The organism is Embleya sp. NPDC020630 (assembly GCF_044334985.1).
Lineage (GTDB): Bacteria > Actinomycetota > Actinomycetes > Streptomycetales > Streptomycetaceae > Embleya.
Genome location: NZ_JBIRUB010000002.1, coordinates 309,202 through 321,105, shown reverse-complemented (window position 1 = coordinate 321,105; position 11,904 = coordinate 309,202). Strand labels below are relative to the sequence as shown.

The following is an 11,904-nucleotide window of genomic DNA, read 5'->3' as shown; positions in this document are numbered from 1 at the left end:
GGGTCCCCTCGGGGCCCGGGCGGTACGGACACGGGCGCCGCGGAATCGCTTCCGCGGCGCCCGATCGCTTAAGTCAGCTCTTCGGCTGGTTCTTCGAGGTGATCTTGATCTTGCCGCTGACGATGTCGCCCTTGACCGCGGTCAGCTCGGACTTCAGGTCGGCGGGGACCTTCGCGTCGAAGTCGTGGAACGGGGCGAGGCCGACGCCGTTGTTGGCGAGGGTGCCGATGGTGGCCTTGGTGGTGAACTGGTTGTTCGCCGCGGCCTTGACCGCGTTGAACACCTGGGACTTGATGTCCTTGGTCACCGTGGACAGGAACACCGACTTGTACTGCGGGGCGCTCTCGTAGCCGTCCTGGTCGACCCAGATGACGCTCGCCTTGCCGCCGCTCTTCTGCACCGCGGAGGCCGCACCGAGACCGGTCTGGCCGGCGACCGGCATGATCACGTCGGCGCCCTGGGCGATGAAGTCGTTGGCGATGCGCTCACCGTCGGCCGGCGAGTCGAACTTGCCCGCGAGCGAGCCGTCGCCCTTGACGTCGTCCCAGCCGATGACCTGGACGTTCTTGCCCTTGGCCTGGTTGTAGTACTTCACGCCCTGGACGTAGCCGTCCATGAACACCGTCACCGGCGGGATCGGCAGCGCGCCGAAGGTGGCGACCTTGCCGGACTTCGAGTAGCCCGCGGCGAGGTAGCCGCCGAGGAAGCCGGCCTCGGCCGTGTTGAACTCCAGGCCCTGGACGTTCGGCTCGATGCTGGACGAGTCGACGATCGCGAACTTCTGGTCCTTGTGCGTGGACGCGGCGGCCTTGGTCGCGTCGGCCATCAGGCCGCCGACCGCGACGATCAGCCCGCACTTGTCGTTCACGAGGCTGTTGAGGTTCGGCACGTAGTCGTTCTCGGTCTTCGAGGTGATGTACTTCACCTCGACGCCCAGCTCCTGCTTGGCCTGCTGCAGGCCCGCCCACGACGACGCGTTGAACGAACGGTCGTCGATGCCGCCGGTGTCCGTCACCATGCATGCCTTGAAGTCGATCTTCGCCGCCTGCGTCCCACCGGGGGTGGCGCTGGTGCCCGAGTTCGACTTCTTGTCGTCGGGCTTGCTACCGCACGCGGCGGTGGCGGTGAGGGCGAGAGTGACGCCGACCGCAGCCGCGGTCACCTTGGATACCCGGCGCACGGGTGTCTCCTTCCGATGAGCGCCCCTTCGGGCGCTGCTCCCAGATGCAGACTCTGACGCGCTTGGATCCCTGGTAAACGCGCGTAGACCTGCTAACCGTCGGAGAGCATACCTAGTAAAAGAATATGAGCGACAAAAACCGTGAATCGCCACCGCAACACGCCCCGTTAGCCCGGCCGAGTTGGCGAGGCCGAGACGGGTCGGCGCGGAACCGGGCAGTCCGCGACATGACAAGACGTGACAGGACGGAAAAGACCCGGTGCCGCACGACGTCGAACGGCACCGGGTCGGAACATTACAGACTCACGAACGCGACAGGAACGGGGACCGGAGTCGCGATGGTTAACAGTTCCGCATACGTCCGTTCCGGACCCGGCCGGCCGCGCGGGCGGCGCCGGGTCCGGTCGGGGTCAGCGGAAGGGGCGCAGCGCGAGCCCGGTGAAGAGCTCGACGCCGATCCCGATCGCCCGCTCGTCGACGTCGAACTGCCCCTGGTGCAAGTCGTATACGGGCTCTCCGACCGGTCGCACGCCGAGCCGGGTCAGCTCGCCGGGAACCCGTTCGAGGAACCACGAGAAGTCCTCGCCGCCGAGGCTCTGCTCGGTGCCCTCGACCGCGCTCGCGCCCAGCACGCCGGTGGCGATGGTGCGCATCGAGGCGACCGCGTCGGGGTCGTTGACCACCGGCGGCACGCCGCGGTGGTGCTCCAGCTCCCACTTCGCGCCGTAGGTCGAGGCGATCACGTCCACCAGCTCGTGCATCAGGTCCGGGGCTTGGCGCCATGCCTCCAGGTCCAGGCAGCGCAGGGTGCCCTCCAGCTCGCCGTGCTGCGGGATCACGTTCGGCGCGGAGCCGGACTCGATCCGCCCCCACACCAGGCTCGCGCCCGAGCGCGGGTCGATCCGGCGCGAGAACGCCGAGGGCAGCTCGGCGGCGAGCTTGGCGAGCGCGGTGACCAGGTCGGTGGTGCGGTGCGGGCGGGCGGTGTGACCACCGGCACCCGTGAGCGTGATCACCACCCGGTCGCAGGCCGAGGTGATCGCCCCGGAGCGCAGCCCGACCCGGCCGACCTCCACCTTGGGGTCGCAGTGGATCGCGTGGATCTCCGAGACGCCGGCCAGCCCGCCCGCCTTGATCACGTCGAGCGCGCCGCCCGGCAGCTTCTCCTCGGCCGGCTGGAAGATCAGCCGGACCGGGCGCTGCAGCAGTCCCTCGCGGGCGAACTCGGCCAGCACCAGCGCGGTGCCGAGCACGATCGAGGTGTGCACGTCGTGTCCGCAGGCGTGCGCACGACCGGGCACGGTCGAGCGGTACGGCACGTCCTTGACGTCGTCGACCGGCAGCGCGTCGATGTCGCCGCGGAACGCGATCAGACCCTCGTCGGTGCGACCGCCGGGTGAGGCACGCTCGGGTCTGATGTCGCACACCAGGCCCGTCCCGGGCAGCAGTCGCGGGCGCAGACCCGCGCGCACGAGCCGTTCCCGGACGAGCCCGGTGGTACGGAACTCCTCCCGACCCAGCTCTGGGTGCATGTGCAGATCGCGCCGAAACGCGATCAGCTCGTCGGCGAAAGCCGCGGCCTTGCCGGCGGCCTGGGCGTGGAGGGAGTCGCTCACCCACGCAAGGGTACGTTGCATCGGTCTTCGCGACGTGGTAGGGAGCGAATTACCCCCGTTCGGGTGAGAAAAAAGCCTCCCGCCGGCGCATGCGCTACGGCCGGTAGGGGTATGACTTACCGCTCGTTCCCACATTGGAAGGCTTCTGCCCACTCGCGCCGCTATAAACCAAGCGCCCGATTGCTCAGGACTCCCCTTGCCGCCCATGGAACGCGTCCAGGATGCGAGACGCGGCGAGGGTCGCGGTGAGATGGCCGGCCCGGACGTCGCGTTCGAGGTCGGGCACGATAGCCCGTACCGAGGGGTGCTCGCGCAGCTCGGCGAGGAGCGCGTCGTGCACCGTCGCCCAGGTCCAGTCGACCTGCTGGCGGCGGCGCAATTCGGCCAACTCGCCGGTGGCCTCCAGGGTTCGCCGATGTTTGAGAACGGTGTCCCAGACCTCGTCCAGCCCCTCCCCGGACAACCCGGAACAGGTCAGCACCGGCGTCGTCCACGACTCCCCGGCCCGGCGCATCAGCCGCAGCGCGCCGGCGAGTTCGCGGGCGGCCCGGCGCGCGGCGAGGGCGTAGTCGCCGTCCGCCTTGTTCACCGCGACCACGTCGGCCAGCTCCAGCACGCCCTTCTTGATGCCCTGGAGCTGATCGCCGGTGCGGGCCAGGGTCAGGAACAGGAAGCAGTCGACCATGTTCGCCACGGTCGTCTCGGACTGACCCACGCCGACCGTCTCGACCAGGACCACGTCGTAGCCGGCCGCCTCCATCAGCACGATCGACTCGCGGGTGGCCCGGGCCACCCCGCCGAGCGTGCCGGCGGTCGGCGAGGGCCGTACGAACGCGTGGTCGTCCACCGCGAGCCGGCCCATCCGGGTCTTGTCGCCCAGGATGCTGCCGCCGTGCCGGGAGGAGGACGGGTCGACGGCGAGCACCGCGACCCGATGGCCCGCGCCGGTCAGCCGGGTGCCCAGCGTCTCGATGAACGTGGACTTGCCCACGCCCGGCACGCCGGTGATGCCCACCCGGTGGGCACCGCCGGCGTGCGGCAGCAACTTGACCAGCAACTCCTGCGCCAGGTCGCGGTGGTCGGGCCGGGTGGACTCGACCAGCGTGACCGCCCGGGCCAGGATCGTGCGATTGCCCGCGAGCACGCCCTCGGCGTACGCGCCGACGTCGATCACCCGTGCCATCAGTCGACCGGCAGCTCGTGGTCCAACTGCTTGTATAGGCCCCGTAGCAGGTCCACCGCGGCGTCGGCGATCACCGTGCCGGGCGGGAAGACGGCGGTGGCGCCCATGTCGAGCAGCGGCTGTACGTCGGCGGGCGGGATCACCCCGCCGACCACGACCATGATCTCCTCGGCGTCCAGCGCGGCCAGCTCCCGGCGCAGGGCCGGCACCAGGGTGAGGTGACCGGCCGCGAGCGAGGACACGCCGACCACGTGCACGTCCGCCTCGACCGCCTGTCGGGCCACCTCGCCCGGCGTCTGGAACAGCGCGCCCACGTCCACGTCGAAGCCGAGGTCGGCGAACGCGGTGGCGATCACCTTCTGCCCCCGGTCGTGCCCGTCCTGGCCCATCTTGGCCACCAGGATGCGCGGCCGGCGGCCCTCCAGCTCCTCGAATCGGGCGACCAGGCCGCGGGCGGTCTCCACGTTGGCCGACATGCCCACCTCTTCCCGGTAGACCCCGGTCAGCGTGCGGATCTGCGCCTGGTGCCGGCCGTACACCGACTCCAGCGCGTCGGAGATCTCGCCGACGGTGGCCTTGGCCCGGGCCGCGTCCACCGCGAGCGCGAGCAGGTTGTGTTCGAGATCACGCGGCCGGGTGCCCTCGACGTCCGCCTGCGCGGCGCCGGAGAGCGCGGCCAGCGCCCGGCGCACCGCGTCCTCGTCGCGCTCCTCGCGCAGTCGGCGCAACTTCTCCAGCTGGCCCTCGCGCACCGCGTTGTTGTCGATCTTGAGCACGTCGATCGCCTCGTCGCTGGCGACCAGGTACTTGTTGACGCCGATCACCGACTGCCGGCCCGAGTCGATCCGGGCCTGGGTGCGCGCCGCCGCCTCCTCGATCCGCAGCTTGGGCAGGCCCTCGGCGATCGCCGACGCCATGCCGCCCGCCCGCTCGGCCTCGGCGATGTGCTCCCGGGCGCGTACCGCGAGGTCGTGGGTGAGGCGTTCGATGTAGGCCGAGCCGCCCCACGGGTCGATCACGTCGCACGTGCCCGACTCCTGCTGGAGCAGCAGCTGGGTGTTGCGCGCGATCCGGGCGGAGAAGTCGGTCGGCAGCGCCAGCGCCTCGTCCAGCGCGTTGGTGTGCAACGACTGGGTGTGGCCCTGGGTCGAGGCCATCGCCTCCAGGCAGGTGCGCACCACGTTGTTGAACACGTCCTGGGCGGTCAGCGACCAGCCCGAGGTCTGCGAGTGGGTGCGCAGCGAGAAGGACTTGGGGTTCTTCGCGCCGAACGACTTGACGATGTCGGCCCACAGCAGGCGCGCCGCGCGCAGCTTGGCGACCTCCATGAAGAAGTTCATCCCGATCGCCCAGAAGAACGACAGGCGCGGCGCGAACGCGTCGATGTCCAGGCCCGCCTCGACGCCCGCGCGCAGGTACTCGATGCCGTCCGCGAGCGTGTAGGCCAGCTCCAGGTCGGCCGTGGCCCCGGCCTCCTGGATGTGGTAGCCGGAGATGGAGATCGAGTTGAACTTCGGCATCTTCTGCGAGGTGTACGCGAAGATGTCGGAGATGATCGACATCGAGGGCTTGGGCGGATAGATGTAGGTGTTGCGGACCATGAACTCCTTGAGGACGTCGTTTTGGATCGTCCCCGTGAGCTGTTCCGGTGCCACCCCCTGCTCCTCCGCCGCGACGATGTAGAGCGCGAGCACGGGCAGCACCGCGCCGTTCATCGTCATCGACACCGACATCCGGTCCAGCGGGATGCCGTCGAAGAGTTGGCGCATGTCGTAGATCGAGTCGATCGCCACGCCCGCCATGCCGACGTCGCCGGTCACGCGCGGGTGGTCCGAGTCATAGCCCCGGTGGGTGGCCAGGTCGAACGCGATCGACAGGCCCTTTTGGCCCGCCGCGAGGTTGCGCCGATAGAAGGCGTTGGACTCCTCGGCGGTGGAGAAGCCCGCGTACTGGCGAATCGTCCACGGCTGGTTGACGTACATCGTCGGGTACGGCCCGCGCAGGAACGGCGTGATGCCCGGGTAGGTGCCCAGGAAGTCGAGCCCTTCCAGGTCCTCGTCGGTGTACAGCGCCTTGAGCGGGATGCCCTCGGGGGTGTCGTGGGTCAGCGCGTCGGCGTCCTTGCCGGTCTCCTCGCGCACCGCCTCGCGCCACGCGTCGAGGTCGCCGGACGCGGGCGCGTCGAGCTCGACCTGGGTGAAGTCGGGAATGCTCATTTCGCCCCCTCCGGGGTCGGCGAGAGGTTGTCGTACGTGGTGTGCAGCACGTCGAGCGCGTCGCATCCGCTGTACACGTACCCGTCCACGTCGGCGCCGTGCGCCTTTTGCCCCGCGAGCAGGATCCGGCCGGCTCCGGCGGCGCGCAGCGCGGCGGCGACCGGGGCCGCGAGCGTGGCGTAGAGCTTCTCCGAGGAGGTCAGCACCACGGTCGCCGGGCGGCCCGCGTCGATCCAGCGCGCGACGATCGCCTCGGCGGCGCTCTCGTCACTCTCGGTGGTACCCGCCTCCACGGTGGCGATGCCGCCCGCCGCGAACAGGTTGGCGGCGAAGCCGGCCCGCGCGGTGTACTGCGCGAGCGGTCCCAGGGTGGCGAGGAAGACGGTCGGGCGGGCGCCGGTGGCGGCGAGCAGTTCGTCCGAGCGGTCGCGCAGCGCCTCGTACGCCTCGGCGTAGCGCACCCGGGGCAGTCCGGCGGCGGAGACCGGGATGTCGGGCGCGGGTTCGCGCACGACGGGGGCCTCGGTCAGGTTCGGGAATTCGCTGACCCCGGTGATCGGGTCGGTCCGGGTCGCGATCGCCCGGTCCCGCTCGGCGCGCACTTCGGCGAGGCGCTCGGCGAGCCATCCCGAGTCGAGCGCCGCGACGATGCCGCCCTGGCGCTCGATCTCCTGGAAGAACGCCCATCCGGCCCGGGCGAGGTCGTCGGTGAGTTGTTCGACGAACCACGAGCCGCCCGCCGGGTCGATCACCTGTGCGAGGTGCGACTCCTCCAGGAGCAGTGCCTGGGTGTTGCGGGCGATTCGCCGGGAGAACGCGTCCGGCAGCCCGATCGCGGCGTCGAAGGAGCGCACGGTGACCGCGTCGGCGCCGCCGACGCCGGCCGCGAAGGAGGCGACCGTGGTGCGCAGCATGTTGACCCACGGGTCGCGCCGGGTGGTCATCGCCCACGAGGTCAGCGCGTGCTGGCGCTGGGCGCCGGCCGCGGGCGACGCGCCGGACGCCTGGGCCACCCGGGCCCAGAGCCGGCGTGCGGCGCGCAGCTTGGCGATGGTGGGGAACTGTTCGGCGGTGGCGGCGAAGCGGAACTCGATCAGCCCGAGGGCGGTGTCCACGTCGAGTCCGGCGGCGGTGAGCGCGCGCAGGTAGGCGACGCCGGCGGCGGTGGCCGCGCCGAGTTCCTGCCCGTCCGAGCCACCCGCCTCGTGATACGGCTGTCCGTCGGCGACGATCGCCTGGATCCCGGCGAACTCCGCGTGGGCGCGCGCCGCCAGCCGCGCGGCGGCGGGCAAATCGGCGCCCGAACCGGTGCGCGCGTGCGAGGAGATCGGGTCGGCGCCGAGGTTGCCGCGCAGTTCGGCGGGCGCCACGCCGCTCGCCCGGAACACCGCGAGCAGGGCGTCGGCGGCCGGAACGAAGTCGGCGCCGGTGGCCAGGGCCACCGGCGCCAGGTCGAGCAGCACGCCGTCGAGCGCGCGGGCCAGGTCGCCCGGGGCCAGCGCGTCGGCACCGACGTACAGGAAGACGGAGGTGACCCCGTTCTCCAGGTCCGCGCGCACGCTCTCGTTGGCCCGCGCCGGATCGGTGTCCGCGTGCGCCTGGCGTACGTCCCAGCCGTCGGCCGCGTGACCGGCCGCGCGCGAGCCCCGGACGAACGGGCTCAGTCCGGGCAGGCCCGGCCGCGCCGCGGCCTCGGTGTAGAGCGGGGACAGCGTGACGCCGTCGTAGGTGGTGGTCGCGAGCAGGTCTTCGGGGCGCTCGGGCGCGTCGTTCTCGCCCAGCACCTTCGATTTGCGGAGCACGCCGGCCACGAGGCGCTGCCATTGGTCCCGCGTGGGTTGCGGGAACTGGCCAGCGAAGGTGGATCCGGTAGACGTGCCGCCATCGACAGTAGCCTCCGTCATGCGTCGCATCGTAGGGACCGAGGCGGCGGATGAATACGCACGACTGATGTGATGTCAGCCCTACCGGCGGGTCACCTCACCGACCTGCGCGTTCGCGCTTGCGGTGATCTTTCGTCCGGGCGTGGCCCGCTTTCCCCCATACGGGTGCTGACGGGGCGTCAGGAAATGGTGACCCGCTACGCACACGTCACCCGGATGGTTCCACCCCACCATGCGGAATGGATCACATCGCGCGCCCTGCAACAAGAGGGCCCCCGATCGGTGGCTACCATGGCCGGGGCCGGGCGACCGATACCCGGCCGGGCCGACCGACAACCAGAGGGTCCGACACCGACGCGGACACCCTCCCAGCCGGCCGTGTCCCCTCATGTACCGCACCCGGAGGGTAGTTTCCGTGCCGGCTGGAACGCTCTACCGCGGCCGGGAAGGCATGTGGTCCTGGGTGGCTCATCGAGTCACCGGCGTCCTCATCTTCTTCTTCCTGTTCGCGCACGTCCTCGACACCGCACTCGTTCGCGTATCCCCCGAGGCGTACGACCAGACGATCGACATCTACAAGAACCCGTTCGTCAACCTGCTCGAATACGGGCTCGTCGCGGCCATCCTGTTCCACGCGCTCAATGGTCTGCGGATCATCGCGGTGGACTTCTGGGAGAAGGGCCCGCGCTACCAGAAGCAGATGCTCTGGACGGTGGTCGGCGTCTGGGTCGTGTTGATGGCCGGCAGCGCCTACCCGATCCTGCAGCACTCGATCAAGACCATCTTCGGGAGCTGAAGTGTCCGCCACCATCGAAAACGCACCCAAGATCCGCGGCGGCGGACCGTCGATCGAGTCGCCGCGCAGCAAGCGTTCGCCGCGTTCGACCAAGACCAACTTCGAGCTGTACAGCTGGCTGTTCATGCGGCTGTCCGGCGTGCTCCTGGTCGTCCTGGTCCTGGGCCACCTGCTCATCCAGCTCGTCCTGGACGGTGGCGTGTCCAAGATCGGCTTCGCGTTCGTCGCGGGCCGCTGGGCGTCGCCGTTCTGGCAGTCGTGGGACCTCATCATGCTGTGGCTCGCCGAGCTGCACGGTGTCAACGGTCTGCGCACGATCATCAACGACTACGCGGAGCGGGATCAGACCCGGTTCTGGCTCAAGGCGCTGCTGTACACGTCCGCGCTGATCGTGCTCTTCCTGGGGACGCTGGTGATCTTCACCTTCGACCCCAACATCGGCAACTGACCGCGGCCGATCCCAGCACCCGAGGACTGAACGAGCATCATGCAGACCCACAAGTACGACACCGTCATCGTCGGCGCGGGCGGCGCCGGCATGCGCGCGGCCCTGGAGTCGAGCAAGCGCAGCCGTACCGCCGTACTGACCAAGCTGTACCCCACGCGTTCGCACACCGGCGCCGCGCAGGGTGGCATGTGTGCCGCCCTCGCCAACGTCGAGGAGGACAACTGGGAGTGGCACACGTTCGACACGGTCAAGGGTGGTGACTACCTCACCGACCAGGACGCCGCGGAGATCATGTGCAAGGAGGCGATCGACGCCGTCCTGGACCTGGAGAAGATGGGTCTCCCCTTCTCCCGGACCCCCGAGGGCCGGATCGACCAGCGCCGCTTCGGCGGGCACACCCGCGACCACGGCAAGGCGGCCGTGCGCCGCTCCTGCTACGCGGCGGACCGCACCGGCCACATGATCCTCCAGACGCTGTTCCAGAACTGCGTCAAGCAGGACGTCGAGTTCTACAACGAGTTCTACGTCCTGGACCTGCTCCTGGCCGAGGACGAGGCGGGCAACAAGTCCACCTCGGGCGTGGTCGCGTACGAGCTGGCCACCGGCGAGATCCACGTCTTCCAGGCCAAGTCGGTGATCTTCGCGACCGGCGGCTTCGGCAAGGTCTTCAAGACCACCTCGAACGCGCACACCCTCACCGGCGACGGCATGGGCATCGCGTGGCGTCGCGGGCTGCCGCTGGAGGACATGGAGTTCTACCAGTTCCACCCGACCGGTCTCGCGGGCCTGGGCATCCTGCTCACCGAGGGTGCCCGCGGCGAGGGCGGCATCCTGCGCAACGCCGACGGCGAGCGCTTCATGGAGCGCTACGCGCCGACCATCAAGGACCTCGCGCCGCGCGACATCGTCGCGCGCTCGATGGTCCTGGAGGTGCTGGAGGGTCGCGGCGCCGGTCCGAACAAGGACTACGTCTACCTCGACCTGACCCACCTGCCGGCGGAGCAGATCGAGGAGAAGCTGCCGGACATCACCGAGTTCGCGCGCACCTACCTGGGCGTCGAGCCGACCACCGAGCTGGTTCCGGTGTACCCGACCGCGCACTACGCGATGGGCGGCATCCCGACCAACGTCGAGGCCGAGGTGTTGTCGGACAACACCACGGTGGTTCCGGGTCTGTACGCGGCCGGCGAGGTCGCCTGCGTGTCCGTGCACGGCTCGAACCGGCTCGGCACCAACTCGCTGCTCGACATCAACGTGTTCGGCCGGCGTGCGGGCATCGCCGCCGCCGAGTACGCGAGCACGCACGACTTCGTCGAGCTGCCCGAGGCCCCCGAGGCCACGGTCGTCGAGCTGATCGAGCGGCTGCGCGACAGCTCGGGCACCGAGCGGGTCGGCCAGATCCGCGCCGAGATGCAGGAGACGATGGACGCCAACGCCGGCGTCTACCGCACCGAGGAGACGCTCAAGCAGGCACTCTCCGACATCAAGGGCCTGCAGAAGCGCTACCTCGACGTCTCCATCCAGGACAAGGGCAAGCGGTACAACACCGACCTGCTCGAGGCGATCGAGCTGGGCTTTCTGCTCGACCTGGCCGAGGTCCTGGTCGTCGGCGCGCAGAACCGCAAGGAGTCGCGCGGCGGCCACGCCCGCGAGGACTTCCAGGCGCGCGACGACGAGAACTACATGAAGCACACGATGGCGTACCGCGAGGTCGACGCGAAGGGCGAGCACTCGATCCGCCTGGGCTACAAGCCGGTCGTGGTCACCCGCTACCAGCCGATGGAGCGTAAGTACTGATGACTGCCGTAGTGGAAGAGACCGCGCCCGGCACCGGGCACGGCAGCACGGCCGCCGAGCGCGACCACACGCCGATCGTGATCACCCTGCGGATCCGCCGGTTCAACCCGGAGACCGACGCGGAGCCGTACTGGCAGGACTTCAAGGTCGAGGCCGACCCGACCGAGCGCATCCTGACCGCCATGATGAAGATCAAGGCGGAGCAGGACGGCTCGCTCACCTTCCGCCGCTCCTGCGCGCACGGCATCTGCGGCTCGGACGCGATGCGGATCAACGGGCGCAACCGGCTGGCCTGCAAGACCCTGGTCAAGGACCTGGACATGGCCAAGCCGATCACGGTCGAGGCGATCAAGGGTCTGAAGCTGGAGAAGGACCTCGTCGTCGACATGGATCCGTTCATGCAGGCGTACAAGGACGTGATGCCGTTCCTGATCACGTCGGGCAACGAGCCGACGCGCGAGCGGCTGCAGAGCCCGGAGGACAGGGACAGGTTCGACGACACCACCAAGTGCATCCTGTGCGCGGCGTGCACCACGTCGTGCCCGGTGTTCTGGAGCGACGGGCAGTACTTCGGCCCGGCCGCGATCGTCAACGCGCACCGGTTCATCTTCGACTCGCGGGACGAGGGCGCCGAGGAGCGCCTCGAGATCCTGAACGAGAAGGAGGGCGTGTGGCGCTGCCGCACGACCTTCAACTGCACCGAGGCGTGCCCGCGCGGCATCGAGGTCACCAAGGCGATCCAGGAGGTCAAGCGCGCGCTGATCTTCCGCCGCGTGTGATCGATC

Annotated in this window: 9 protein-coding genes; 4 read left to right on the top strand and 5 right to left on the bottom strand. The window is 69.8% G+C overall.

The features are described 5' to 3' along the window. Positions 1-73: 73 nt before the first annotated feature. The 5 genes from ACH4XV_RS07575 to ACH4XV_RS07555 form a co-directional block, all read right to left on the bottom strand. Positions 74-1,180 carry a BMP family protein gene (locus ACH4XV_RS07575; RefSeq protein WP_395787473.1) on the bottom strand — a complete coding sequence of 369 codons (1,107 nt, stop codon included), beginning with the start codon at positions 1,178-1,180 and terminating at the stop codon, positions 74-76. A gap of 410 nt (positions 1,181-1,590) precedes the next feature. Further along, complete coding sequence (locus tag ACH4XV_RS07570) at positions 1,591-2,796, bottom strand: amidohydrolase (protein WP_395787471.1); 1,206 nt, start codon at positions 2,794-2,796, stop codon at positions 1,591-1,593. A gap of 184 nt (positions 2,797-2,980) precedes the next feature. Beyond that, positions 2,981-3,979: a methylmalonyl Co-A mutase-associated GTPase MeaB gene (gene meaB / locus ACH4XV_RS07565; protein ID WP_395787469.1), complete on the bottom strand. Its 999-nt coding sequence runs from the start codon at positions 3,977-3,979 to the stop codon at positions 2,981-2,983. Further along, entirely contained in the window at positions 3,979-6,195 is a 2,217-nt protein-coding gene (gene scpA, locus ACH4XV_RS07560) for a methylmalonyl-CoA mutase (RefSeq protein WP_395787467.1), read from the bottom strand. Before scpA ends, meaB begins: the two co-directional genes overlap by 1 nt. Further along, positions 6,192-8,099 (bottom strand): methylmalonyl-CoA mutase family protein, encoded by a 1,908-nt coding sequence (locus ACH4XV_RS07555; protein WP_395787465.1) that lies wholly within the window; start codon positions 8,097-8,099, stop codon positions 6,192-6,194. Before ACH4XV_RS07555 ends, scpA begins: the two co-directional genes overlap by 4 nt. 394 nt (positions 8,100-8,493) lie before the next feature. Between ACH4XV_RS07555 and sdhC the strand changes: the two genes are divergently transcribed. The 4 genes from sdhC to ACH4XV_RS07535 are packed head-to-tail and all read left to right on the top strand — an operon-like array spanning position 8,494 to position 11,898. Continuing rightward, positions 8,494-8,874 (top strand): succinate dehydrogenase, cytochrome b556 subunit, encoded by a 381-nt coding sequence (gene sdhC, locus ACH4XV_RS07550; RefSeq protein WP_355542205.1) that lies wholly within the window; start codon positions 8,494-8,496, stop codon positions 8,872-8,874. Between the two features lies 1 nt (position 8,875). Further along, complete coding sequence (locus ACH4XV_RS07545) at positions 8,876-9,322, top strand: succinate dehydrogenase hydrophobic membrane anchor subunit (protein WP_395787462.1); 447 nt, start codon at positions 8,876-8,878, stop codon at positions 9,320-9,322. A 39-nt stretch (positions 9,323-9,361) separates the two neighbouring features. Continuing rightward, entirely contained in the window at positions 9,362-11,119 is a 1,758-nt protein-coding gene (sdhA, locus tag ACH4XV_RS07540) for a succinate dehydrogenase flavoprotein subunit (protein ID WP_380005206.1), read from the top strand. Then, positions 11,116-11,898 carry a succinate dehydrogenase iron-sulfur subunit gene (locus ACH4XV_RS07535; protein WP_395788623.1) on the top strand — a complete coding sequence of 261 codons (783 nt, stop codon included), beginning with the start codon at positions 11,116-11,118 and terminating at the stop codon, positions 11,896-11,898. The genes sdhA and ACH4XV_RS07535 overlap by 4 nt, the downstream gene beginning before the upstream one ends. Positions 11,899-11,904 lie beyond the last annotated feature (6 nt).

Bases quoted from the DNA above. Each gene is read 5' to 3' on its own strand.
- scpA (WP_395787467.1), bottom strand. From the start codon at position 6,195: ATGAGCATTCCCGACTTCACCCAGGTCGAGCTCGACGCGCCCGCGTCC.
- sdhA (WP_380005206.1), top strand. From the start codon at position 9,362: ATGCAGACCCACAAGTACGACACCGTCATCGTCGGCGCGGGCGGCGCC.
- ACH4XV_RS07555 (WP_395787465.1), bottom strand. From the start codon at position 8,099: ATGACGGAGGCTACTGTCGATGGCGGCACGTCTACCGGATCCACCTTC.
- meaB (WP_395787469.1), bottom strand. From the start codon at position 3,979: ATGGCACGGGTGATCGACGTCGGCGCGTACGCCGAGGGCGTGCTCGCG.